Consider the following 22,677-nt stretch of genomic DNA (forward strand, 5'->3'; position numbering starts at 1 on the left):
GGGCTGCCGGGGGTGTGCCTGCCGGCAGGGCGCATGGCCCCGGCGGCGGTCGAAACAGGGGGGCGGCGGAGCGAGAGTGCGGTACGTGGACGACGACTTGAACGGCCTTCTTCTCGTGAAAAATCGCACATATCCCGCTCTTCAGGCACCGTTTTTGAACATGGACGCGTTCTTTCGCCGTTCACTCCGCATTTTTCACCGTTTACCTAAAAATACGCGCCAGGGGCTTGCATCAATGCGTAGACCCGAGGCACGGAAACACACCGCGCCCCGGCAGCCCCGCCTGAGGGCCAAGTGCCACACCAGGCGCAAAAACGACAAGGCAGGAGTCACGCATGAGCGAAGAGAACAAAATTGAGAGCTTGCAGCAGGATGGTCAGACCTTCAACCCGCCCAAGGACGCGCAGGAGAAAGCCTACGTGAAGTCCATGGCCGAGTACGAGGCCCTGTACAAGAAGGCGGAGGAGGACCCCGAGGGTTTCTGGGCCGAGCGCGCCCGCGAGCTCATCACCTGGGACAAGCCCTTCACCAAGGTGCTCGAAGCCGACATGATCACTCCGAAGATCGAGTGGTTCTCCGACGGCAAGCTGAATCTCTCCGCAAACTGCCTGGACCGCCACCTGACCGACGGCCGCCGCAACAAGGCCGCCATCATCTGGCAGGGCGAGCCCGAGGATGACGTCAAGGTCTACACCTACCAGATGCTGCACTCCGAGGTCTGCCGCTGCGCCAACCTTCTGAAGAAGCTCGGCGTCAAGCGCGGCGACCGCGTGGCCATCTACCTGCCCATGATCCCCGAGCTGGCCATCGCCATGCTGGCCTGCACGCGCATCGGCGCCACCCACTCCATCGTCTTCGCGGGCTTCTCGGCCGTCAGCCTGCAGAACCGCATCGACGACTGCCAGGCCAAGGTGCTGCTGACCGCCGACGCCGTTCTGCGCGGCGGCCGCGCCATCCCGCTCAAGGGCAACGTCGACGAGGCCCTCAAGACCTGCCCGAGCGTCGAGCAGGTCGTCGTGGTCAAGCGCGCGGGCAACGAGATCCGCATGGTTGAAGGCCGCGACGTCTGGTGGAACGAGGCCATGGCGAGCGACGACATCACGAGCGACTGCCCCTACGAGAAGATGGACGCCGAGGATCCGCTGTTCATCCTGTACACCTCCGGCTCCACCGGCAAGCCCAAGGGCGTGGTGCACACCACCGGCGGCTACCTCACCTACGCCGCGCACACCACCCAGTGGGTGTTCGACCTGAAGGACGACGACGTCTACATGTGCACCGCCGACGTCGGCTGGATCACCGGCCACAGCTACATCGTGTACGGCCCGCTGGCCCTGGGCGGCACCAGCATCATGTTCGAGGGCGTGCCGAGCTTCCCGAAACCCGACCGTTTCTGGAAGATCGTCGAGAAGTTCAAGGTCAACATCTTCTACACCGCGCCCACGGCCATCCGCGCGCTGATGCGCGAAGGCACCGAGTGGCCCAAGAAGCACGACCTCTCCAGCCTGCGCATCCTTGGCAGCGTGGGCGAGCCCATCAACCCCGAGGCGTGGATGTGGTACCACGACAATGTCGGCGGCGGGCGCATCCCCATCGTTGACACCTGGTGGCAGACCGAGACCGGCGGCATCATGATCAGCGCGCTGCCCGGCGCCACTCCGCTGAAGCCCGGCTCGGCCACGCGGCCCCTGCCCGGCATCGCCGCGGCCATCATCCGCGCCGACGGCACCGACGCCGGCCCGGACGAGGGCGGCCACCTGGTCATCAAGAAGCCCTGGCCCGGCATGCTGCGCGGCGTGTTCGGCGACCCGGAGCGCTACCGCAAGACCTACTTCGACCGCTTCAAGGGCATGTACGAGGCGGGTGACGGCGCACGGGTTGACAAGGACGGCTACTTCTGGATTATGGGTCGTCTGGACGACGTGATCAACGTGAGCGGACACCGCCTGGGTACGGCCGAGATCGAATCGGCCCTGGTGTCGAACTCCAACGTGGCCGAGGCCGCGGTTGTGGGCATGCCGCACCACATCAAGGGCCAGGGCATTTACGCTTACGTCACGCTGAAGGCCGGCATCGAGGAGTCCGACGCGCTGCGCAAGGAGCTTGTGGCCCACGTGCGCAAGGAGATCGGACCCATCGCCACGCCTGAGGTCATCCAGTTCGCCGACGGGTTGCCGAAGACCCGCTCGGGCAAGATCATGCGTCGCATCCTGCGCAAAATCGCCGCGGGACAGATCGACGACTTCGGCGACACCTCCACGCTGGCGGATCCGACCGTGATCACCAGCCTGGTGGATGGAAAGAAGGACCTCCTGGGTCAGTAGCGCCGACTCAGGAATCATCCGGGGTTGCGGGGGCGGATTGGCCGCCCCCGCTTTTCCTTTTTCTGGGGCCGGAAGCGGCCCGCCCGTCGCCATTCCGGCCTCTGCCCCCTCGCCATTTGACGCCCCCCCGCCGCAGGCGTACCTCTGAACCTGTTCCGCCACGCGGACTGCCCGGAGGACCCATGCGCGCGAAATCAGTCCCATTGCTGTTGTTGTTGCTGATGGTTGCTGTAGGCTGCCAAGCCTTGCTCGGCGCGGGTTGCCAGGCCGCGACCAGGAAGGCGGCGGGCGGCGCCAAGGCTCCCGAAGCCCTGCGCCAGCTCACCGCGCCGGACCTCTCGCCCCCGGCGCGCCTTTCGCCCGCCAACGCCGCCCCCGCCCTGCCCGAACGCCTGCGCGGCATCATCCGCCGCGTGGCGCTGCCCGCGGGCGACAAGCGCCTCGCGCTCACCTTCGACCTCTGCGAACGGGCGGTGCACGTCACCGGCTTTGACGCTGCCCTTGTGGACGCCCTGCGCCACGACGGGGCCAAGGCCACCTTCTTCGCGGGGGGCAAGTGGATGCGCTCGCACCCGGAGGCAACGCAGAGCCTCATGGCCGACCCGCGCTTCGAGCTGGCCAACCACGGCTGGACCCACGCCAACATGGCCGTGACGCGCGGGCAGAAGCGCGTGGACCAGGTGCTGTGGACCAGCGCCCAGGCCGAGCTGCTGCGCGAGGAGCTGGACGCCCGCCGCGTGAGGGAGGGCAAGCCCGCGCTCGGCCCCAGGCCGCTGACGCTCTTCCGCCTGCCCTATGGCCGTGGCGGGGCCGAGGCCGTGGCCGCCATCAACGCGCTGGGTCTGGCGGTGATCCAGTGGGACGTGGTGGGCGAGGGCTTCGGCGGCAGCGTGGAGGCCAGGGCGCAGGCCATCGCCCAGGCGGCGCGGCCCGGCTCCATCGTGCTGCTGCACGCCAACCAGGTGCCCAGGGACACGGCGGCGCTGGTGCGCGCGCTGCTGCCGCTGCTGCGCCAGCGCGGGTTCGCCACGGCCACGGTGGGCGAGCTGCTGGCGGCGGGCGAGCCGGAGACCGTGTCCGACGGCTACTTCAGCGTGCCCGGCGACAACAGCATCTACGACGACATGTTCGAGGACGGCGGCACCGGGGGCAGGGCGCGCAAGAGCCCCGGGCGCTAGCCTGCGGCGAGTGCCCGCCAGCGGGGCGGAGGAGCGGTTCGGGAGCGTTCTTTGCGGCGGCCTGGTCTGCCTGATCCAAAGGGGAGGGAGCCCTGCCCCGGCCAGGGGGGCGGCCCGCAAACCGGGACGCGCGCCCCTGAGCGGGCCGGAAAGGGCTTAGTCGGCGGCGGGGGCGAAGGCCGGGCCGTTGAACTCGATGCTCAACACTTCGTACTCCACGCGGCCGCGCGGCACCATGATGACGACCTCGTCGCCCACGGTCTTGCCGAGGATGGCCTGGCCAACGGGGGAGAGCACGGACACGCTGCCCTTGCAGAAGCCGGTCTCGTCGGGGCCGAGCACGGTGTAGCGCTTCTTCTCGCCGCTCTCCACGTCCTCCAGCTCCACCGTGGCGCCAAAGCAGACCTTTTCGCCGCCCACGGTCTTCATGTCGATGACGTTGTAGTTGGCGATGCGGCTCTCGATGAAGCCGATGCGCGCCTCCATCATGCCCTGGCGCTCGCGCGCGGCGTGGTAGCCGCCGTTCTCGCGCAGGTCGCCTTCCTCCCGGGCGAGGCGGATGGCTTCGGAAACCTCTGGGCGCTGCTTCTTCAGGCTTTCCAGCTCTTTTTTCATGAGCGTGTAGCCTTCCTGGGAAATGGGAATGCTGGACATGGGCAACTCTCTCTCTTGAATCTCACGCGGCCAAAGTGCCGCAGTCTTCACAGGCAAAAAGAAGAGGAAGCCTGCGGGACTTCCCGCAGGCCGCCTGTCGAAGACACCCCAGGGATAGAACATCAATAAGCCATGGTCAAGGCCCGGCGGCTGCGCGCGCGGCGCTAGTCCTCCCGGCACACCGGCGCCAGGGGCTCCTTCTCGTGGAACTGCACGGTCTCCTGCGGGGCGAAGTCTTCCAGGTGGCGCGAGATCGCCGCGCCCAAAAACGAGTCGACCCAGACCGAGATGTTGTTGCGCCGCACGTTTTCGCGCAGCTTGTGCATGCGCGCCTTGCGCGCGGAGAGCGGCAGCTGGCAGGCGGCGTTCAGCGCGTCGGCCACCTCGTCGATGTCGTAGGGGTTCACCAGGAACGCGCCCAGGCGCTGGAACTGCGCCGCGGCCCCGGCGAACTCGCTTAAGATCAGCGCGCCGGTCTCGGCCACGTTGCTGGCGCAGTACTCCTTGGCCACCAGGTTCATGCCGTCGCGCAGGGAGGTGACCATGGCGATGTCCGCCGCCAGGTAGTGCGCCACCAGCTCGGCCCTCGGCAGGTTGCGGTACAGGTGGTGGATGGGCACCCAGCCGGGCACGGTGAACTCGCCGTTGATCTGCGTCACCAGCTGCTCGATCTCGTTCTTGAGCTCCTGGTACTCGCCCACGCCCTCCCGGCTGGGCACCAGCAGCTGGATGAAGCTGACGCGCCCGCGCAGCTCCGGGTAGCGGATGAGCGCGCGCCGGAAGGCCGCCAGCCGCTGGGGGATGCCCTTGGAGTAGTCGAGCCTGTCCACCCCGAGCACGATCTTGCGCTGGGGGAAGGCCTGGCGGATGGCCTCGGCCGCCTGGGCCGTCTCGCGCTTGGCGGCCAGCCGGGCGAAGGCGGCGTAGTCGATGCTGATGGGGAAGCAGCCGATGCGCACGCTCTTGCCCTCCACCCCGGCGGTGACCACGGAGCCGCGGCCCCAGATCTCGGTGCGCGGGAAGAGCACCTGCAGGCAGCGCACGAAGTTGCGGCGGTCGGCCAGGGTCTGGAAGCCCACGAGCTCGTACTCCAGCAGGGCGGAGAGCACCTCCTTGCGCCAGGGCAGCTTGAGGAAGATGTCCGGCGCGGGGAAGGGGATGTGCAGGAAGAACCCGCTGCGCCGGTCCGACTCCTGCTCCTTGAGGAACTGGGCCACATGCATGAGGTGGTAGTCGTGCACCCAGACGTAGTCGTCGGGGCGGGAATTTTCGGCCACGGTGCGGGCGAACTTGCGGTTCACGTCGAGGTAGCTGGTCCAGAAGTCCGGGTCGAAGGTGCAGCGCGACTGGAAGTCGTGGAACAGGGGCCAGATGATCTCGTTGGCGAAGCCCTCGTAATAGTTGCGGTGCTCGGCCTCGGTAAGCTCGATGGGCAGCAGGTCGTAGCCCGCCTCCTTGGAGAACCGCGCGAAGGAGGCTGTGGGGTCGCCCTCGCCCATCTGGCCCTGCCCGGAGGACCCGACCCACAGGCCGCCTCTGTCGCGCAGCACCGGGGCCAGCGCCGTGATGAGCCCGCCCGCCCCGGCCTTGACGGTCCAGCAGCTGCCCTCCCGCTTGATGGACACCGGCAGGCGGTTTGAGACCACGATGAGCCGTCCGCTCATGGTGCGCGGTCCGTCTGGCTCCTGGCCGTCCGGGAGCGCGGTGCCCACGCCCTGGCTCGGCAGCCCGGAGACGAGGGCGGAGTGCAGGAACTCAAGCAGGTCGGCGGGCGGTCGGAGCTGGTACCTGGCCAGGCTCGGCTTGCGCTTGCGCGACACCAAGAGCGACAGCCCGGCGCCGCCCAGCGCCCGGAAGGCGTCCTCGTCGGTGAGGTCGTCGCCCAGGTAGGCTGCGGCGAAGGCGCTGCCGTGGGCGGCGGTTTCCTCGGCCAGGAGCCGCTCCACCACGTGGCCCTTGTTGAAGGCGCGGGCGCGTATCTCCACCCCGCCGTCGAAGGGCAGCACCTCGGCCCCGGCCGCGTGGGCCACAAGCCCGAAGGCGTGGCTGGCCTGGGCCACGACCTCCGCCGCCAGCGGGGGCGTCATGCCGCGCACGTGCAGCGCAAGGCAGCCGTGCTTGGCTTCCAGGCTCTCGGCCAGCCCCTGGGACTCTGCCCAGAAGCGGGCGTCGGCCAGGGCCTTCTCCATGCCAGGCTCAAGCGCCGTGCGCGCCAAGAGGCCCCCGGGGGTCAGGCGCTCGCCGCCGTGGCTGCCGAAGATCTCCACGCCGTGCTCCAGGCCCAGCAGCCCGGCCACGTCGCCGGGCGGGCGGCCGGACACGATGACCACGCGCCAGGCAGGGTTCTGGCAGAGCCCGTTCAGGTACTTGCGCACGCCGGGATAGGGGAAGGCCTTGTGCCGGTCCGCCGTAAACTCGGCCAGGGTGCCGTCGTAGTCGAGCATCAAGAGCTTGCGCTTGGCGGTGAGGTAGGTTCTCAGCTCGAGAGACCTGAGCAGTTGGGTCCAGTCCTTCATGAGCGCTTTCCCTCCCTCGCTGGCGTCTGTGACGAGTGATGCGCCTGCGCCTGGGCGTCGGCAAATAGCCAGCAGATGGTGCGCAAGGGGCCGCACAGGTCGCCGTCCGTGCCCTTGCCCTCGCCCTCGCCCTTGGCCGTGAGCCTGGCGGGGCCGTGCAGGGCCTCCAGGGCCAGCCCCAGCTCGTAGAAGGCCTGGTCGAGCGTGAACGTGCCGAGCACCAGGTTCAGCCCGGCGTCCTTCTTGGGCAGGAAGGCGGCTCCGGCCGCTTCCTCCAAATAGCTGTGCAGGAAGCGCGCGCCCATGCGCACGTGCCAGTGCTCGGCCCAGGGCCGCAGGCGGACCTCGTCCTCGGGCCGCATGAGGCAGTGGGTGCGCAGGGCGGCCTTGGCCACGTGGGCCAGGGAGCTCAAGAGGTCGCAGACGTCGCGCAGGGGCGAGCGCTTGAGCCTGCGCGCCGAGAGGGAGCGCGTGGTGCGGCCCTCGAAGTCCACGATCATGAAGTCGCGCCCGGTAAAGAGCAGGTGCCGCAGGTCGAACTCGCCGTGGACCCTGGTCTTGATGCCCTGGACCGAGGTGTCGCGGAAGCGGCGCAGCACGTCGGAGAGCACCTCGCGCTGGGACAGGGCCTGCTCGGCCAGGAGCGCCTCCTCCGGCGACAGGCTCGCCAGGGCGTGCTCCAGCTTGTCCAGAATGCGCCGGGTCTTGCCGTGGATGTCTTGAAACACCGCGCGCCTGTATGTCTTGTCAAAGGGCTCCGGGGCAAAGGCCGGGTCGTCGGTGTCCCTGGCCAGGGCCAGGTGCATCTGCGCCGCGCGCCTGCCGATGTGCGTCATGGCGGCGGTGGTGGGCTCGTCGAGCAGGAGCAGGTCCGTGGCGGCGGGCAGGGCCGCGGCGAGGTCCTGGCCGTCCTCCGCCACCAGGGCCAGGGCCAGGTCCGTGGCCGAGCGCCTGGACGGCGGGAAGGCCTGCTCCTCGGCCAGCACGCGGTTGAAGTAGAGCCCGAGCGACGTGGCGCAGATGTCCCAGGCCGTGGATTCGCTCTGCACGTAGCCGCGCAGCATGGCCACCACCACGGGCTCGTGCCCGGGCCGCAGGTATTGCAGCGCGCCGTAGAACTCCGGCGTGTGCTTGAAGCCCACGGTTTCGGTCAGGTGGCGCACCACCTCCAGGTCGGGGTTGCCGCCCTCGGCCGTGTGCCGGAAGATCTTGAGCAGCGCCTGGCGGCCATAGGCGATGAGCGCGTTGGCCGTGTCGTCGGGCAGCAGCTCGGCCTCGGGCTGGCGGTTCACCAGCTCGCGGATCTCCTTGCCGCGCTTGCCGTGGACGACCACGAACTCGCCCGCGCGGCCCCGGATGCGCCGCCGCTGGGTGAACAGCCGCAGCAGCCCGGCGTGGGCGCGGCGTTCCTCGGCGCCCTCCACCAGCGCGCCCTCCATGTCGTCCTTGCCCTGGGCCTTGGCGGCCTCGTCCCCGGCTTCGGGCTGCGGGCCGGCCAGGGTGCAGATGTAGCGGTGGGGCTCCTCTCGGGCCACGCGGCGGCCCTGCTCGGCGTCCACGAAGGACAGCAGCATGGTGCGGCGCTCGCTGCCGCCCCCGGCGAACTTGACCTCCAGCACGCCGAGCCAGCAGGGCGCCCGCAGCGAGCCCACGGGCAGGGCGTCCTGCAGGGTGGTGGAGATGATCTGCGGCCCGGCCCCGGCGGCGTCCGCGGTGCGGCGCAGGTAGTCGGGCAGGATGACGCCCTGGAGCGCGGTCTTGATCCGGGCGTCGAGGAAGCGCCAGCTTGTGGCGTCCTGCCTGCGCAGCACCGGTTGCGTCAGGTCCGGCCTGCGGGGCTGGCTCAGGCCGCACAGCTCCATGATGTAGTAGCCGTGCGGCCCGAGGGTGAGCGGGTAGGGCTGGCCGGTGATGACGGGGAAGTGCGTGCGCCCGAAGACCTCCACCGGGGTGCGCCCGGCGTGGGCCGAGAGGTCGAGCTTCGTGGCCTGGGGGTGGCGGGAGAGGTTGGCCACCACCAGCAGGCAGTCGTCGCCCAGGGTGCGCACGTAGGCCAGCACCTTGGAGGAGTCCTGGCGCAGGAAGCGCATGTCGCCGCGGCCCAGGGCCCGGTGCCGCCTGCGCAGGGCGATGACCTGCTTCATCCACCACAAGAGCGAGGACGGGTTGCGCTGCTGGTTCTCCACGTTCACGGACTGGTAGTGGTACTCCGGGTCGATGACCACGGGCAGGTAGAGCTGCTGCGGGTTGACGTGGGAGAACCCGGCGTTTCTGTCCGGGCTCCACTGCATGGGCGTGCGCACGCCGTTGCGATCGCCCAGGTAGTAGTTGTCGCCCATGCCGATCTCGTCGCCGTAGTAGATGACCGGCGAGCCGGGCATGGTCATGAGCAGCACGTTCATGAGCTCGATCTTGCGGCGGTCGTTGCGCAAGAGCGGCGCCAGGCGGCGGCGGATGCCCAGGTTGATGCGCGCCCGGCGGTCGTGGGCGTAGACCTGGTACATGAAGTCGCGCTCCTCCTCGCTGACCATCTCAAGCGTCAGCTCGTCGTGGTTGCGCAGGAACACCGCCCACTGGCACGACTCCGGGATGGCCGGGGTCTGTTCCAGGATGTCCACGATGGGCGAGCGGTCTTCCATTTCCAGCGCCACGAACATGCGCGGCATGAGCGGGAAGTGGAAGGTCATGTGGCAGGCGTCGCCCTCGCCGAAGTAGCGGGCAGCGTCCTCGGGCCACTGGTTGGCCTCGGCCAGGAGCATGCGGCCGGGAAATTTCGCGTCCACGTGGGCGCGCAGGCGCTTCAGCGCGTCCAGCGTCTCGGCCAGGTTCTCGCAGTTGGTGCCCTCGCGCTCGTAGAGGTAGGGCACGGCGTCGAGCCGCAGGCCGTCCACGCCCAAGCCCAGCCAGAAGTCCACCACGCGCAGCAGCTCCGCCTCCACCTGGGGGTTGTCGAAGTTCAGGTCCGGCTGGTGGTTGTAGAAGCGGTGCCAGTAGTAGGCCTCGGCCACGGGGTCCCAGCTCCAGTTGGAGGTCTCGAAGTCCTTGAAGATGATCCTGGTGTCGCCGTACTTGTCCGGGGTGTCGCTCCAGACGTAGAAGTCGCGTTCCGGCGTGCCCGGCTTGGCCCGGCGCGCGCGCTTGAACCAGGCGTGCTGGTCAGAGGTGTGGTTCAGCACCAGCTCGGTGATGACGCGGATGCCCCGGCTGTGGGCCTCGCGCAGGAGCGCGCGGAAGTCGGCCAGGGTGCCGTAGTCCTTGTGGATGTCGTAGTAGTCGGCGATGTCGTAGCCGTCGTCGCGCAAGGGCGAGGGGTAGAAGGGCAGCAGCCACAGGGCGTTGACGCCCAGGTCCTGGAGATAGTCGAGCCTGCTCTTGAGCCCCTGGAAGTCGCCGTGCCCGTTCTGGCTGGAGTCGAAGAAGGAGCGCACGTGAACTTCGTAGATCACGGCGTCCTTGTACCAGGAGGGGTCGAGAGACTCGGGCGGGCGTTTAGCCATGTTGCGATTCCTTTTCCGCGCATGCTTGCGTTTCGTTGAGCGAGACCCTGGCAAGCGGCAGGGCCTCGGGGTGGTTCTTCTGGATGTAGCACACTAATTTCTCGCGCACCAGACAGCGCAGGTCCCAGTTGCGTGACGAGTCCCTGGAACTCACCAGGGCGCGCACTGTGAGGGTGGCCGCGCCGGAATCGGTGACTTGCATGCCGCACACCCTTCCGTCCCAGAGCTCGCCCGCGTCCTCTGCGCAGATGCGCGAGAGCTCGGCGCGTAGCGCGGCCACCGGAGCGCGGTAGTCCAGGCTCAGGAACACGCTGCCCAGTATCTCCGCGCTGGAGCGCGTCCAGTTCTGCAGCGGCTTTTCAAGGAAGTACGTCACCGGCACCACCAGGCGGCGCTGGTCCCAGATGCGCACCACCACGTAGGTCAGGGTGATCTCCTCCACGCGACCCCATTCGCCCTCGAGCACCACCACGTCGTCCAGGCGGATGGGCTGGGTGATGGCGATCTGCAGTCCGGCGAAGATGGTGGCCAAAAACTTCTGGGCCGACAGGCCGGCCACGGCCCCGGCGATGCCCGCGGAGGCCAGCACGCTCGTGCCGATGCCGCGCGTGACGTCGAAGACCATGAGGGCGGCGGCCAGGGCCACCAGGATCACCAGGACCGAGAACACGCGGCGGAACATGCGCACCTGGGTCACAATCTTGCGGGCGCGCAGGTTGTCCTCTGCGAGCACGCTGTTGCCGCGCTGCAGCCACTGGGCGAGCATGCCGCCGACGGCCAGCATGGTCCAGGCGAACACCGCGATCCAGCTCAGGGCGTGCAGCTTGTGGGCGGCGCTCAGCAGGGCCGCGGGCAGGTCCAGGTCCGCAAACCCGGCCAGGGCCAGGTCCAGGCCCAGCAGCGCTGCGGCCAGGCGGGTGGGGCCTTTGACGAGGTCCAGCGCCAGGCTCCAGAACGCTTCGTCGCGGGCGGTGGCCAGCTTGCGCAGGGCGCGCAGCACCAGGGCGTGGACCGCCAGCCCGGCCAGGACCAGGAGCAGGGCCAAGGCCAAGGCGCTGAGACGGGCGAAGGCCGGATCGGATGATATGGGCATGGACCCTCCTTGAAGGAGCGGGGGTCGTCTCGGGCAGGGGGAAAGTCGACCGTGAGTCCCGAATTCCTGAAAAAGTGTTCCGACATTTCGGGAATATACCGGCCTGGGGCCAGTATTTCAGGAAATATCGAGGATTTGAGGAGAGGGTTGCAGGGCGCGTGCCAGTTCGGCCTTTGGCCGCCCGGAGGCACGAGAAGTTGGTGGCCACAGAGGCCGGGAAGTCAGACCTATTGGTCCTTGGCGGCCGCCACGGCGTGGCCCGGAACCAGCTTGGCCCGGTACATGGCCTCGTCCGCCTGCCTGGCCAGGGTTTCCGGCGCCTGGGGCGTGTCCAGCTCCAGGGCGGCCAGGCCCGCGCTCACGGTGACGGGCAGATGCTCCTTGCCGGGGAGGTCGCGCAGGGTCTCGAAGGCCGCGAACAGGCGGCGCATGACCGCCTCGGCCTGCTCCGGCCCGACGTTCGGCAGCACGGCGCAGAATTCGTCGCCGCCCATGCGGGCCGGCAGGTCCTCCACGCGCAGGGTGGCCTTGAGCGCCTGGGCCAGGGCCTGGAGCACGCGGTCGCCCTCCTTGTGGCCGTAGCGGTCGTTGACGGCCTTGAACCCGTCCAGGTCCAGGAAGGCCAGGGTCAGCGGATGCCCGTGGCGCACGGCGTGGGAAATCTCACGCCGCAGCGACTCGAACAGCGTGCGGCGGTTGGCCAGGCCGGTGAGCGGGTCGGTGCCGGCCTGCTCCTCCAGCTGTTGCGTCCGCCGCGCCACCTCCTGCTCCAGTCCCTTGGCGTAGGACTCCATCTCGGCGCGCCCGCGCTCAAGCTGGCTCACCAGGGCCTGGATGTAGGTGTCGAAGACCAGGGACAGGTCGAAGAGCAGCAGTTTCTCCAGGGCCTGCAGCACCGGCACGCAGGCCTTGCAGTCGGCTTTTGCCCCGGAGACGCCGCCCGGTCCGGCCAGGCGCTGTTCCAGGATGGTCAGCAGCGTGCGCACCGAGGGCACGTACAGCCTGGGCGCCACGCCGATGCGGTTGTGCACCATGCCCACCCGCAGGCGCGAGAGCACGTAGATGTCGTCGTACTCGCCGCCGAAGAGCGAGAGCAGGTAGCGGGCCATGTGCTTTTTCAGCCGGGCCAGGGTCTCGGCGTCGCCGATGAGCTCCTCGATCTCCGGGGTGGCCACCTGGTTGGCGTAGAACTCGTCCACGATGGCGTCGAGGTCGTCGCTCACCTTGCCCTGGGCGGTGGCCAGCAGGACTTCGTCCTCGCGGGTGATGCCGAAGAGCTCCTTGCGCCGGGCGATCTCCAGGCCGGTGATGCGCAGCTGCTCCGCCAGGCTCTGGTCGGTGAGCCTCATGCCGGGCCTCCCGGGTGGGTTCCGGCGGGCAATAGCTCCAGCGGAAATTCCGTGCGCGCGGCCTCCACGAAGCGCAGCACCTCCGCGCGCATGCCCGGGGCGAAGCGCAGCAGCAGGGCCTCGCGCCCGGCGGGGTCCGCGCCGAGCGACGTGAACAGGGCCAGGTTGTCCCAGGCCTCCAGCAGGAAGCGGAACATGGCCACGTCGGCCCTTGCCAGGCGCAGGTAGAGGGCTTCGGAGCGGTGCTGGGCGGGGCGGGTCATGCGGCCTCCGGGTTGGGCTTGGCGCTGCTTGCGGGCGGGGTGTGGCCGAGCATCTGGCGCACCTCGCGCAGGATCTTTTCGCGGTGCTGGCGCACCTGTTCCGGGATGCGCATGACCATGTCCAGCTGGCGGGTGTGGATGATGAGATAGCCCAGAATCTTCAGCCGGTCCATGAGTTCCGCCTGCGGCAAGCCCTCCACCCGGGCCATGAGGGCGTCCTCGCGGGCCTCCAGCGAGAACCCGAACTCGGCCAGGATGCCCGACACGAACTGGATGCGCCGGGCGCGCCGGGTGACCTCCGCCGCGCCGCCCCGGAACTGGAAGCTGACGAAGTTCTCGCGGTCGCGGTCGCCCACCATGGCCTCGATGGTCACGAAGTGGTAGCCGAAGCGCGAGGACAGCGACACGTACGAGCGCGAGAGCAGGATGTGGTTCTGCACGCCGAAGTCGAACTCGCTGGTGATGCCGATTTCCGGGTTGGTGGTGCTCTCGTACATGATGGACAGAAAGCCGCGGGCGTCCACCGGGGGCGGCCCGGCCCAGGGGAAGGCGCTGATGCCCGCCCAGACGGCCTGGAACGGCGGGCTGGCGATGTTTTCCAGGCGGATGAACCGGCCCTCCGGCGGGGACGCGAAGGCGTCCTCCAGGTTGATGATCCACCATTGCATGGCGGCTTCGCCCGCCCAGAGCTGCCGGGCCTGGCCCTCGGAGAAGTCCTGGGCGCCGCGGCCGAACTCCACCATGGCGTCCACCGAGCGCTGGTGCGCCAGGCGCGCCACATCGCGCAGGGTCTTGCAGTTGGCGGCGCGGAAGTCCGGGCTCTCGGGCGCGGGCAGGGTCAGGGGCGAGAGCAGCGTCAGCAGCTCCAGCAGCCGCCCGTGCACCGGCGTGCCGACCATGTGCGAGCGCAGGCCCGCGTGGCTGTGGTCCGCGCGCCCGCCGGCGGCGTGGTCGAAAACAGGGGCCTTCAGGCCGTTTTTCGAGCCGAGCTCCTCCTCGTCCGGGGGGGGCAGGGGGCCGCAGCGCAACACCTGGAACCCGCCCTCAAGGGTCTTGACCCACTCGAACAGGGCGGGCGCGCCCAGCCCCTGCTCCAGGCGGCAAGACAGGTCGGCCAGGGCCTTGGCGTCGTCCTCGCCCAGGCCCTCGTTGCGGGCCGAGAGGCCGGGCTCGCAGGTGCGGCAGGCCCCGCGCAGGCGCTCGCCTTCCTCGCCCAGCACCTTGCCGGGGTCTTCGCCCAGGTCGCGCGCGGGGTCCAGGGCGGGCACGGCCAGCACGCCCACGCACATGGCCACGTCGATGTCCGGTATGCCGCCCATGAGGCGGCGGCGCATGGCCTGGACGGAATATTTGCCCGCGCAGGCGCGGCGATAGGCCGAGAGCACCTCCCCGCAGGCCACGCCCACCTGGGCGGGGTAGACCCCGGTGAAGCCCTGGGCCTCGCCCAGGCTGTTGGGCAGCAGGCACAGGCGCATGTCCGGCCGGCCCGCCGTGAGCCTGGCGCAGGCGTTCTCGATGGCGCGGACGAGCTCGTCCGGCAGGGGGGCGTCCATGATGAGCGCCTGGATCTCCCGGCTCATGCCCGCCAGGGTGTGCGCGTCCGGGCCGTAGATGGCTGGCGGGCCGCCCTCGCCCTGTGCGCCGGGGTCGGTGTCGTACATGGCCTGGGTGCGCCGGGCGATCTCCTCGCGCAGGCCCGGCTGTCCGGCAAAGGCCTCGTAGGCGCAGGCGCCGATGACGAAGCCCTCGGGCACGGGCAGGCCCAGGCGGTTCTTGACCTCGCCCAGCTCGGCCAGGCGCGCGCCCACGGCGTCGGCGGAGGCGGCGTCGACCTCGGCCAGGTCGGTCACCAGCTCGCCGCAGGCCGGGGGGTTGCGGCGGCCCAGCACCTCCTCCACCTCGGCCAGGATGCCCGTGAACCGCGTGGAGAGCCGCGCCGCTGCGCCGGGGTCCAGGCTCTTCAGGTGCGAGAGCATGCGGAAGGCGTTCACCGCGGCGCTTGTGGTGCCCGCGCGCAGGAAGGCCATGCCGAAGACGCGGCCGTCGGTGGCGGCGCGCTCCATGTCGGCCAGGGTGGAGAGAAGGCGTTTGCCGGTGGTGACGAGCAGGCGGAAGTTGGTGTGCTTGCGGCGAAACTCCGCGCCGAGGGCGGCAGCGGCGGCAGCGGCCTCCGCCGGGGTCGGCTCGGGCTTCTGCTCCTCCCGCAGGAGCAGCGCGCGCAATTTCGCCAGCAGTCCAGCCACGCACACCTCCAAACAACGGCTCTTACCGGGGCGGGAGCGAAAAAGCAAACGCCCCCGGAGGTTTGATCCCCCGGGGGCGCGAAGCGTATGGAACGCAAGGCCGGGAAGGCTAGCCTACGCTTCCTGTGGTAATGAGGGACAGAACCCTTTACCAGCAGAAAGCCCGTTTGGCTAGGCCTCCTTCTTGATCTTCGGCTTGCTCATGCCCAGGCCGATGCCGCCGAACATGTCGAAGATGGCGTAGCCGTACCACATGGTGTAGACGACGTAGAACACCAGCAGGCCGACCAGGGGCAGGACGTTGTCCAGCACCTTCTCGCTCTTGATGCCGTAGAAGTTGTAGCCCGGCTCAAGCCCGCGCTTGTTCACCTGGCCCACGACCTTGGCCTCCTGGATCAGCTTCTGCTTCTGCAGCTCCTTGATGGAGGGGTCGAGCACGGCCCACCAGGCCTTGACCACGGCCTTCTCGCCGTCCTTGTCGGTCAGGGCGTAGCGGTCGACCACGGCCTTGCCGCGGTCGTTGAACAGGTCGTCGGCGTCGGCCAGGGCGGCGGAGAGGATCACGCCCAGGTCGCCGGTGTAGGTGACGGAGCCGTCCTTGAGCTCGGCGGTGGCGCCGGCCTTGGTCAGGTTGGCCACGGCGCGCTCGGCAACCTTGGCGTCCTTGACCTTGGCGGTGACGGTGACGGTCTTGCCGCCCAGGTCAGCCACCTGCTTCTGCACCCCGGGGATGAAGTAGCTGGAGCCCTTGGACAGGCGGTTGAACATGTTGTCGGCCGCGTCCAGCCCGTTGCCCGCGCCGCCCCAGATGGGCAGGAACAGCGAGACGAAGATGCACAGGAACGAGGCCATGAGCAGCAGGCCCTTGTTGAAGAGAGCTTTGTTGGTGATAAGCATGGTTTAAGCCTCCTGGCGCAGCTTGCCGATGTTGCCGAAGAATTTGCTGAAGATCCAGAAGCCGAAGAAGGCCACGACGACCCAGAAGACGATGTTGCCAACGAACTCGATCTGGTTGCACAGGCCCATGTCCAGCTTGATCATCTCAAGCTCCACCAGCTTCTTGGGAAGCACGGAGATGCGGTTGACGAAGCCGGCGATGATGCTGATGGCGTAGAAGCCGCGGATGTGGATGCCCTTGACCACCTTGGTGGTCAGCGCGCCGATCTGGATGCCCAGGAGCGAGCCGATGAGCATGCCCATGGCCAGGGTGTAGAACACGTAGCCGTAGATGGCGTACTGGCCCACCGCCGCGAAGCCCGCGGTGAAGATGATCTGCAGGATGTCGGTGCCGACGGTGGTCATGCTGGAGACGCCGAAGATGTACACGAACATGGGGAAGGTGATGAAGCCGCCGCCAACGCCCATGATGGCCGCCAGGATGCCGACCACCACGCCGCCGGCCGCCACGATCCAGCCGGAGATCTGCTTGCCGCCGGGCACGAAGTCCTCGTCAAAGGTGATCATGGGGGCGATGCGCACCTTCTGGATGGAGGTGGCCAGGCCCGTGGTGCCGGAGGAGCCGCCGTGGGCGTCGTGGCCGCTGCCGGTCTCGCCCTTCTTGCTGGCAGAGAGGAAGTCGAACAGGGCGTAGAAGCCGAGGAAGCCCAGCAGCACCGCGTAGATGGAGCTGATGAACATCTCGGAGAGCAGCGGGTCGGTGTCGTACAGGGTCTTGTTGACCCAGCCGCCGATGATGGTGCCGCCGCCGGAGCCCACCAGGAACGCGATGGCGAGCTTGGTGGACACGTTGCCGAGCTTCTTGTGCACCGCGGTGCCCATGATGGCCTTGGCGAAGATGTGGAACAGGTCGGTGCCGACGGCCAGGATGCCCTTGACGCCCGCGGCCATGAGCGCCGGGGTGATGATGAAGCCGCCGCCCGCGCCGATGCAGCCGGTGATGAGGCCGGCCGCCAGGCCGACGAAGATGGACACCACGAAGATGGTGGTGGTGTAGAAGGCCGGTGCGTAGGCCGTCTTGCCGCCGATCATGTCCGCCGCGAAGGCGAAGTTGATCAGCAGGATGGGCAGAACCATCAGCCCGAGGATGATCAGCTTTTTCCTGCTGCGTACGATGGACAGGGACATTTCGATGTCCCACTTGGCGTGCGCCACGCTCGCCTGCTTGAGGAATTCAAAGACATCTCTACCGAATCCCATCAGTCTCCCCTCCGTGTGAAAAGTTGTTTAGTTCATCCGCCACCGGCCAAAACGGCGTCCCGGCCGGTTCAAAGTCCCCGTCTGGCGCCCCGGCAACCGCAGGCCCCGGTCAGGCCCCGGGCTTGCCCTTGAGCGCCTTGTGCTCGCAGGCGTCTTGGAGCTTGAACACCAGCTCCTCGATGTCCACGGGCTTCATCAAATAATCAAACGCGCCCAGCTCCAGGCCCTTCATGGCCGTTTCCACGTGGGCGTGGCCCGAGAGCATGAGCACCGCAACCCCAGGGTGCGTCGCCGCGATGTGCTTCAGCGCCTCGATGCCGTCCATGCCGGGCATCTTCACGTCGAGCACCACGGCGTCGAGCTGGGGGTTGGCCCGCATCCAGGCCAGGGCTTCCACGGCGCCGGGGGCCGTGGAGGCCTCGATGCCGCGGCGGGCCAGGCGCTTGGCCAGGGTCTCGCGGAAGTCCTGCTCGTCGTCGACCAAAAGAACCTTCATGCCTCATCCCCCTCCATCTTCGCAGGCGACCCGCCCCACCCGGCCAGCGCAGCGCGCACGGCCCGGCTCAGTTCGCGCGTGTCGGCCTGCTTCTCCACCACCAGCGCCCCGGCCGCGCCCCAGCCACCGGCGGGAATCTCGGCCTCGGGGAACACGTGCAGCACCAGCGGCACCCTTGAGGCCAGCTCGCCCAGCCGTTTGGCCAGCTTCGCGCCGAGGTCCAGGGCCTCGGGGTCCAGCACCACCACATCCGGCGGGAGGTGCCCGTTCAGGCTGGACGAAAGCTCGGCGGCGTCGCGCAGGGCGGTGGCGAAGAAGCCCTGCAACTCGAACTCCCGGCACAGAAACTCCCGCACGTGGGAGTTGCGGTCCAGGATCGCCAGTCGCGGCCGCTCGCCTTTCGCCATGCCCATGCCTCCGGTCATGTCCGTTAAGAGGCAAGTCCCGTGCCAGCCGAGGCTTTTCGATAACATGCTTATTTTGCGGCAGTATTTACATCGGCGCGGGCGGCTGTCAGCGCGGTTTGCAGGGGCTGGTGTCAGCATTCTTTACAGTACGTCAAGGCACGAAAGAAATGCTCGGCAAGCATATTGACATTTCAAGACGACCGGTCTAATCGGTCTCCATGCGCGACAGCACGAAGAAAGATGACACCCGCCAACGCCTGCTTCAGGCCGGGGCCGAAATCATTCACCGCCAGGGCTATTCCGGCACGGGCATCCAGGAGGTGCTCTCGGCCTGCGGCGTGCCCAAGGGCTCGTTCTACCACTTCTTCAAAAGCAAGGAGGAGTTCGCCCTGGCCGTGCTGGACTTCCAGGCCGAACGGCTGGGGGCCAGCGTGGCCCCGCTGCTGGCCGACCCCGCTCGCACGCCGCTTGAGCGCCTTTCGGCGTTCTTCGACTTCTTCCTGGGCCTTTACAGCGACGCCGCTTCCCTGCCCGGCATCTGCGGCTGCCCCATCGGCAACCTGGTGCAGGAGCTGGCCCCCTCGAATCCGGCCTTTCGCGTCCGGCTCGACGCCATCATGAGCGGGCTGGAGCGGCTGCTGGCCGTCCAACTGCGCGAGGCCCAGGCCCAGGGCGAACTTTCCCCCCGGCTGGACCCGGAGGAGGCCGCCCGTTTCATCGCCGCCAGTTGGCAGGGGGCCATCCTGCGCGCCAAGGCCGCGGGCGACGCCTCGCCACTGCAGCGTTGCCGTGATTTCGTCCTGAACGAGCTGTTGCGCTAAGGCCAGCGGCGGCCCGCCGCCGGAAGGGAAGCGCCTGATTTTGAATAGACCGGTCTAATAGTTACTTGTCAACCCTGCAACCACCTAACGAAGGAGAACCCATGTATCTGCTTAAGACCAATGACCCCAAGGATCTCACCGGCAAGGCCGCCCAACTCTTCGCCATGTTCCCGCCGCAGATCAGCCCGCCGGAGCCGCTCATGCTCATGACCGCCAGCCCCGGCATGGTGGGCGTGCAGGCCGAGGCCATCGGCTTCTTCAGGAGCCACCAGGATTTGGACTTCCCCATGCTGGCGGCCATCCGCCTGCTGGCGGCCCGGCACCTGGACGCCCAGGCCTGCATCGACTTCAACGATGGGCTGCTGCGCGCCGCCGGACTCGCCGAGGATGATCTGGCCGCACTGCCCGGCCCCGTGGAGGGAAATCCCGGGGGCGGCTTCACCCCGGAGCAGCGCGCACTCATCGCCTTTGCCCTGAAGACCTTGCGTGCGCCGAAGTCCGTCAGCGCCGCCGATGTGGACGATCTGCGCGCCATGGGCTGGACGGATTCCACCATCTACGACGCGGCGGCCCACGCCGCATCAATGCAGGTTCCCGCCACGATGATGGCGGCCTTCAAGCGCTAGCCCCGGCATCCGGCTCCTGCTGGTCGGGCAGGTGGCTGTTGCGCTGCTCGAGGATCCAGCGCTTGAGGTCCTCGGGCAGCGCCCGCCACGACCCGGCCCCGCCACGGCGCCAGGCGGGCAGGCCCAGTTCCGCCACCAGGTAGGTGATTTGCTTCGGGTTCTCTCCGACAGCGTGGCAAATGGCCCGTGCGCCCTTGATGCAGATGTCCATGCGCGGCTCCGTGATGGTCGTAAGGTTTGTGGCGATCAGTCGCGGGGGGCGAAGCCCAGGCCAGGCAGCTCGTCCCGGGTGACCTCCCGCAGGGCCGGGGTGGGGCTCTGGCCGCAGTGTCCGCAGCCGAAGGAATAGTCTGCGCCGGGCGCGGGGTTGCCCTGGCCGTCGAGCCGCCGCGCGTGCAGGATGCCCGTTCCCCGGCACTCGGAGCAGGGGCTGGGGGCGCGCTCCCGCGCGCGCGGGGGCGGCAGGTGGGCCATGACGGCTCTGGGCAGGTTCTTCGGGAACAGCGGCTCCTGCACCGCGATGTCCCGCACGGCCCGCTGAAGCTCCGCCCCGCCGGGGTATGGCTCCAGCACGCCGAACCAGGCCTCCATCTGCGCGCTGGAAGGCTCCTTGCGCTCGAAGTAGACGCAGAGATACTGCACCGCGCTGGCCAGCTCCTGGGGCGTCATGGCTCGTCCCTGGCCGGGCCAGGGCTGGCGGTCATGGTGCGCAGCCATTGGTCGATGCCCGACGGTCCGCACTGCCCGGCCTCGTCGTCCTGGGCGTCCTGCCAGCGCAGGCCGAGCAGCCAGTTGGCCGGGGTCGGGATGTAGCGGCCCGCCTCGCGCGTCCAGGCGGCGCTGCGGGCCTGGGTGTCCACCGCGGCCAGAAGCTCGGCCAGGGGCGGCAGCCCGCCGGGCAGCTCGCGCGCCAAGCGCACGGCCCAGGCCGCTGCCAGGGCCGTGCGCTTGGGGTAGCGCGCCAGGAACTCCTCGCAGTCCGCGCCCCGCCGCCCGTTCACGTCAGGAGAGCCAGGCCCGCGCGCGCCCACGCAGGGCGTTGTTGGCGTGGTTACCCTTCTTTCCTTCTTTCTTCCTTTAGGAGAAGGCTCGCCCGGCGCCTGCCCGAGGTCTGCCGCCGGTCTTGCCGTTTGCCTTGCCCTGTGACCTGCCGAGGCCGTTGCCTTGGGCGTGCCCGCCACTTTGCCCGATGACAGGAACTGCGGCTGGTCCTGTTCCGCGCCTGGCCGCTGGTACTCTTGCCAATTGACAAGTCTGATGAGCGTGCCCTTGGCCGTGCCCCGCACGTGCATGCAGCCGGCCTTTTTGCCCAGCGCCAAACAGCTGCGAACCTCCTTCTGCGACAGCCCCGTGCCCGCGCTGATTTCGGCCAGGGTCAAGGCCATGTCGCCGGGGAGCAGACGGACCGGGGTGCGCCCCAGGAGCACCGTGCGCTCCTTCCAGGAGGCCCGCAGCAGGCACCACGACCACAGCCGCCACAGCTTTGCGTCGGCCCAGACGATGGAATCCAGAGACTTGCGCCAAAGAAGAATATAGCCGTTGCTCATGTAATTATTTTGTCAAATGCATAATTCTTTGTCAATATGTGAAGGGTATAAAAATGTGGACATGGGCAAAATCTGTGGTATGAATGTGCCAGAAGACTAGCGGTGCGTTCCCCCGGACGCGCCCTACCAGGAGGGATGCCCGTGGACTTCACCAGCAATCTTCGAGAGATGCTCTGGGCCCAGATCGGCGAGAACAAGCCCTACGCCAACCGCAAGCGCATGGCCGACGCCCTCGGCATCGACCCCTCGCAGCTGAACCGCTTCATGGACGGCGAACGCGGCCTGGCCGTGGACTCACTGGGGCGCATCCTCGACGGGCTCTCGGCGCGCATCGTGCTGCCCGACGCCCTGGAGGCCGAGGGCGCCCGCGAGGTCTGCTTTGTCAGCCCGCGAATGACCGGCGCCGGACGTGACGTGTCGCCGCCCGCGGCGGAGGACTATTTCGCCGTGCCCCTGGCCAGCGAACCCGTGGCCGCCGGGCCGGGCCGCGTGCCGGAGGACCAGATCCGGGGCTGGGTGCTCGTGTGGCGGCACCACGAGTCCATCCGCTTCCGCAACGACCTCGTGGCCGTGGAGATTGGCAAGAACCAGCTCTCCATGACGCCCACCCTGCACCCCGGCGACATCGTGCTCGTGGACCGCGCCGAGCGCTCGCCCGACCCCGCCGGCAAGATCATGCTGGTGAGCGAGCCCGGGCCGGAGGGCGGCTGCGCCGTCAAGCGCGTCAGCACCCGCCACGTGGACGGCGACCTCGAGCTGGTGTTCTATTCCGACAACTCGCGCGATTTTCCGCCTTCCGTCTACCGCCTGAACCGCGACTACGGCGGCGAGCTTTCCCACGCCATCGCCGGACGGGTGGTCTGGGCCTGGAGCGACATGACGCGCAAGTAGCGCCTGGGCGCAGGTCCCAAATAACGCTGGATTTTTCGCTGTCGGGAGGGTAATGTTCCGCTGACGCTGAACCAACATGCGTCCAGCGAGGCCTGCAATGAAGTGGTTTTCAAAGATTTTTTCCGACTCCGCCGCGGACAACTCGTCCGGGGAGCTGAACGCGTTCCTCGGAACGGGCACGAGCTTCACCGGGCACCTGAATTTTGAGGGCTCGGTCCGCATCGACGGCAACTTCCAGGGCACCATCAGCTCTGCTGGCACCCTCATCCTGGGCCGCGAGGCCGTGTTCAAGGGCGAGATCGACGTGTCCAGCCTGAACGCCAACGGCACCATCGTCGGCACCGTGCGCGCCACCAGGCATATCCACCTGCACGAAAACGCCGTGGTCGACGGGCTGCTCATCACCCCGGCCCTTGGCATGGACGAAGGCGCCGTCATCAACGGCACCATCGAAATGAACCGCGGCGGCCAGCAGGCCGAGGCCCTGGACGCCCAGGACCTGCCCTACCTGCCCAACTCCAGCGCCCGGGCCATCAGCACCAGCTGCGAGCCCTGCGACGCCGAGCCCGCCCCCGACGCCACCCAGAACGAGGACGGCGGCTAGTCCATCCTCCC

The 22,677-nt window shown here is 68.4% G+C and carries 20 protein-coding genes; 6 read left to right on the forward strand and 14 right to left on the reverse strand.

Annotated features, from left to right (window positions below; translation table 11 throughout):
- Positions 1–335 precede the first annotated feature (335 nt).
- A complete protein-coding gene (acs, locus tag RDU24_RS10825; RefSeq protein ID WP_308735771.1) occupies positions 336–2,324 on the forward strand; it encodes an acetate--CoA ligase in 1,989 nt (662 codons plus the stop codon).
- Between the two features lie 182 nt (positions 2,325–2,506).
- A complete protein-coding gene (locus RDU24_RS10830) occupies positions 2,507–3,502 on the forward strand; it encodes a polysaccharide deacetylase family protein (RefSeq protein WP_308735772.1) in 996 nt (331 codons plus the stop codon).
- 156 nt (positions 3,503–3,658) lie between these two features.
- Here the strand turns inward: RDU24_RS10830 and greA are convergent, their stop codons facing one another.
- The 11 genes from greA to RDU24_RS10885 all read right to left on the reverse strand — a co-directional run bounded on the left by greA (position 3,659) and on the right by RDU24_RS10885 (position 18,177).
- Positions 3,659–4,156: a transcription elongation factor GreA gene (gene greA, locus RDU24_RS10835; RefSeq protein ID WP_308735773.1), complete on the reverse strand. Its 498-nt coding sequence runs from the start codon at positions 4,154–4,156 to the stop codon at positions 3,659–3,661.
- Between the two features lie 164 nt (positions 4,157–4,320).
- Complete coding sequence (gene otsB, locus RDU24_RS10840; protein ID WP_308735774.1) at positions 4,321–6,672, reverse strand: trehalose-phosphatase; 2,352 nt, start codon at positions 6,670–6,672, stop codon at positions 4,321–4,323.
- Positions 6,669–10,169, reverse strand: coding sequence for a maltose alpha-D-glucosyltransferase (gene treS, locus RDU24_RS10845; RefSeq protein WP_308735775.1), 3,501 nt, complete (start codon positions 10,167–10,169; stop codon positions 6,669–6,671). The genes otsB and treS overlap by 4 nt, the downstream gene beginning before the upstream one ends.
- Complete coding sequence (locus RDU24_RS10850; RefSeq protein ID WP_308735776.1) at positions 10,162–11,262, reverse strand: mechanosensitive ion channel family protein; 1,101 nt, start codon at positions 11,260–11,262, stop codon at positions 10,162–10,164. The genes treS and RDU24_RS10850 overlap by 8 nt, the downstream gene beginning before the upstream one ends.
- A 227-nt stretch (positions 11,263–11,489) precedes the next feature.
- Positions 11,490–12,611 carry a GGDEF domain-containing protein gene (locus RDU24_RS10855; protein ID WP_308735777.1) on the reverse strand — a complete coding sequence of 374 codons (1,122 nt, stop codon included), beginning with the start codon at positions 12,609–12,611 and terminating at the stop codon, positions 11,490–11,492.
- Complete coding sequence (locus tag RDU24_RS10860; protein WP_308735778.1) at positions 12,608–12,874, reverse strand: DUF4911 domain-containing protein; 267 nt, start codon at positions 12,872–12,874, stop codon at positions 12,608–12,610. The genes RDU24_RS10855 and RDU24_RS10860 overlap by 4 nt, the downstream gene beginning before the upstream one ends.
- Positions 12,871–15,117, reverse strand: coding sequence for a PEP/pyruvate-binding domain-containing protein (locus tag RDU24_RS10865; RefSeq protein ID WP_308735779.1), 2,247 nt, complete (start codon positions 15,115–15,117; stop codon positions 12,871–12,873). Before RDU24_RS10865 ends, RDU24_RS10860 begins: the two co-directional genes overlap by 4 nt.
- 171 nt (positions 15,118–15,288) lie before the next feature.
- Positions 15,289–16,014 (reverse strand): hypothetical protein, encoded by a 726-nt coding sequence (locus tag RDU24_RS10870; RefSeq protein WP_308735780.1) that lies wholly within the window; start codon positions 16,012–16,014, stop codon positions 15,289–15,291.
- 3 nt (positions 16,015–16,017) lie between these two features.
- On the reverse strand, positions 16,018–17,274 hold the full coding sequence (locus RDU24_RS10875) for a sulfite exporter TauE/SafE family protein (protein WP_308735781.1): 1,257 nt from the start codon (positions 17,272–17,274) through the stop codon (positions 16,018–16,020).
- A 109-nt stretch (positions 17,275–17,383) separates the two neighbouring features.
- On the reverse strand, positions 17,384–17,770 hold the full coding sequence (locus tag RDU24_RS10880) for a response regulator (protein WP_308735782.1): 387 nt from the start codon (positions 17,768–17,770) through the stop codon (positions 17,384–17,386).
- Complete coding sequence (locus tag RDU24_RS10885) at positions 17,767–18,177, reverse strand: hypothetical protein (RefSeq protein ID WP_308735783.1); 411 nt, start codon at positions 18,175–18,177, stop codon at positions 17,767–17,769. Before RDU24_RS10885 ends, RDU24_RS10880 begins: the two co-directional genes overlap by 4 nt.
- Positions 18,178–18,395: 218 nt before the next feature.
- Between RDU24_RS10885 and RDU24_RS10890 the strand changes: the two genes are divergently transcribed.
- Both RDU24_RS10890 and RDU24_RS10895 read left to right on the forward strand, forming a co-directional pair.
- On the forward strand, positions 18,396–18,998 hold the full coding sequence (locus RDU24_RS10890) for a TetR family transcriptional regulator C-terminal domain-containing protein (RefSeq protein WP_308735784.1): 603 nt from the start codon (positions 18,396–18,398) through the stop codon (positions 18,996–18,998).
- A gap of 101 nt (positions 18,999–19,099) precedes the next feature.
- Positions 19,100–19,624, forward strand: coding sequence for a carboxymuconolactone decarboxylase family protein (locus RDU24_RS10895; RefSeq protein ID WP_308735785.1), 525 nt, complete (start codon positions 19,100–19,102; stop codon positions 19,622–19,624).
- Here RDU24_RS10895 and RDU24_RS10900 read toward each other — a convergent pair.
- From RDU24_RS10900 to RDU24_RS10910, 3 genes are read right to left on the reverse strand one after another with little or no spacing between them, the layout of a single operon-like run.
- The gene (locus RDU24_RS10900) at positions 19,614–19,835 is read right to left on the reverse strand and encodes a DNA-binding protein (protein ID WP_308735786.1); all 222 of its coding nucleotides are present in this window, start codon (positions 19,833–19,835) and stop codon (positions 19,614–19,616) included. The genes RDU24_RS10895 and RDU24_RS10900 overlap by 11 nt on opposite strands.
- A gap of 35 nt (positions 19,836–19,870) precedes the next feature.
- Positions 19,871–20,293: a hypothetical protein gene (locus RDU24_RS10905; protein ID WP_308735787.1), complete on the reverse strand. Its 423-nt coding sequence runs from the start codon at positions 20,291–20,293 to the stop codon at positions 19,871–19,873.
- Positions 20,290–21,171 carry a hypothetical protein gene (locus RDU24_RS10910; RefSeq protein WP_308735788.1) on the reverse strand — a complete coding sequence of 294 codons (882 nt, stop codon included), beginning with the start codon at positions 21,169–21,171 and terminating at the stop codon, positions 20,290–20,292. Before RDU24_RS10910 ends, RDU24_RS10905 begins: the two co-directional genes overlap by 4 nt.
- A 135-nt stretch (positions 21,172–21,306) precedes the next feature.
- On the opposite strand from RDU24_RS10910, the gene RDU24_RS10915 reads away from it, so the two are divergent.
- Positions 21,307–22,062, forward strand: a complete 756-nt coding sequence (locus RDU24_RS10915) for a S24 family peptidase (protein ID WP_308735789.1) — start codon at positions 21,307–21,309, stop codon at positions 22,060–22,062.
- 97 nt (positions 22,063–22,159) lie between these two features.
- The gene (locus RDU24_RS10920) at positions 22,160–22,666 is read left to right on the forward strand and encodes a bactofilin family protein (RefSeq protein WP_308735790.1); all 507 of its coding nucleotides are present in this window, start codon (positions 22,160–22,162) and stop codon (positions 22,664–22,666) included.
- Positions 22,667–22,677: the final 11 nt, after the last annotated feature.

It is taken from the genome of Humidesulfovibrio sp. (assembly GCF_031082295.1).
In the GTDB taxonomy this organism is placed as follows: domain Bacteria; phylum Desulfobacterota; class Desulfovibrionia; order Desulfovibrionales; family Desulfovibrionaceae; genus Humidesulfovibrio.

What these genes read in the sequence shown, in the direction of transcription:
- RDU24_RS10860 (WP_308735778.1), bottom strand. Translation starts at nt 12,874, where the DNA reads ATGACCCGCCCCGCCCAGCACCGCTCCGAAGCCCTCTACCTGCGCCTG.
- RDU24_RS10895 (WP_308735785.1), top strand. Translation starts at nt 19,100, where the DNA reads ATGTATCTGCTTAAGACCAATGACCCCAAGGATCTCACCGGCAAGGCC.
- treS (WP_308735775.1), bottom strand. Translation starts at nt 10,169, where the DNA reads ATGGCTAAACGCCCGCCCGAGTCTCTCGACCCCTCCTGGTACAAGGAC.
- RDU24_RS10875 (WP_308735781.1), bottom strand. Translation starts at nt 17,274, where the DNA reads ATGGGATTCGGTAGAGATGTCTTTGAATTCCTCAAGCAGGCGAGCGTG.
- RDU24_RS10880 (WP_308735782.1), bottom strand. Translation starts at nt 17,770, where the DNA reads ATGAAGGTTCTTTTGGTCGACGACGAGCAGGACTTCCGCGAGACCCTG.
- RDU24_RS10870 (WP_308735780.1), bottom strand. Translation starts at nt 16,014, where the DNA reads ATGCTTATCACCAACAAAGCTCTCTTCAACAAGGGCCTGCTGCTCATG.
- RDU24_RS10910 (WP_308735788.1), bottom strand. Translation starts at nt 21,171, where the DNA reads ATGAGCAACGGCTATATTCTTCTTTGGCGCAAGTCTCTGGATTCCATC.
- greA (WP_308735773.1), bottom strand. Translation starts at nt 4,156, where the DNA reads ATGTCCAGCATTCCCATTTCCCAGGAAGGCTACACGCTCATGAAAAAA.
- acs (WP_308735771.1), top strand. Translation starts at nt 336, where the DNA reads ATGAGCGAAGAGAACAAAATTGAGAGCTTGCAGCAGGATGGTCAGACC.
- otsB (WP_308735774.1), bottom strand. Translation starts at nt 6,672, where the DNA reads ATGAAGGACTGGACCCAACTGCTCAGGTCTCTCGAGCTGAGAACCTAC.
- RDU24_RS10890 (WP_308735784.1), top strand. Translation starts at nt 18,396, where the DNA reads ATGCGCGACAGCACGAAGAAAGATGACACCCGCCAACGCCTGCTTCAG.
- RDU24_RS10855 (WP_308735777.1), bottom strand. Translation starts at nt 12,611, where the DNA reads ATGAGGCTCACCGACCAGAGCCTGGCGGAGCAGCTGCGCATCACCGGC.
- RDU24_RS10830 (WP_308735772.1), top strand. Translation starts at nt 2,507, where the DNA reads ATGCGCGCGAAATCAGTCCCATTGCTGTTGTTGTTGCTGATGGTTGCT.
- RDU24_RS10900 (WP_308735786.1), bottom strand. Translation starts at nt 19,835, where the DNA reads ATGGACATCTGCATCAAGGGCGCACGGGCCATTTGCCACGCTGTCGGA.
- RDU24_RS10850 (WP_308735776.1), bottom strand. Translation starts at nt 11,262, where the DNA reads ATGCCCATATCATCCGATCCGGCCTTCGCCCGTCTCAGCGCCTTGGCC.
- RDU24_RS10905 (WP_308735787.1), bottom strand. Translation starts at nt 20,293, where the DNA reads ATGACGCCCCAGGAGCTGGCCAGCGCGGTGCAGTATCTCTGCGTCTAC.
- RDU24_RS10915 (WP_308735789.1), top strand. Translation starts at nt 21,307, where the DNA reads ATGCCCGTGGACTTCACCAGCAATCTTCGAGAGATGCTCTGGGCCCAG.
- RDU24_RS10885 (WP_308735783.1), bottom strand. Translation starts at nt 18,177, where the DNA reads ATGGCGAAAGGCGAGCGGCCGCGACTGGCGATCCTGGACCGCAACTCC.
- RDU24_RS10920 (WP_308735790.1), top strand. Translation starts at nt 22,160, where the DNA reads ATGAAGTGGTTTTCAAAGATTTTTTCCGACTCCGCCGCGGACAACTCG.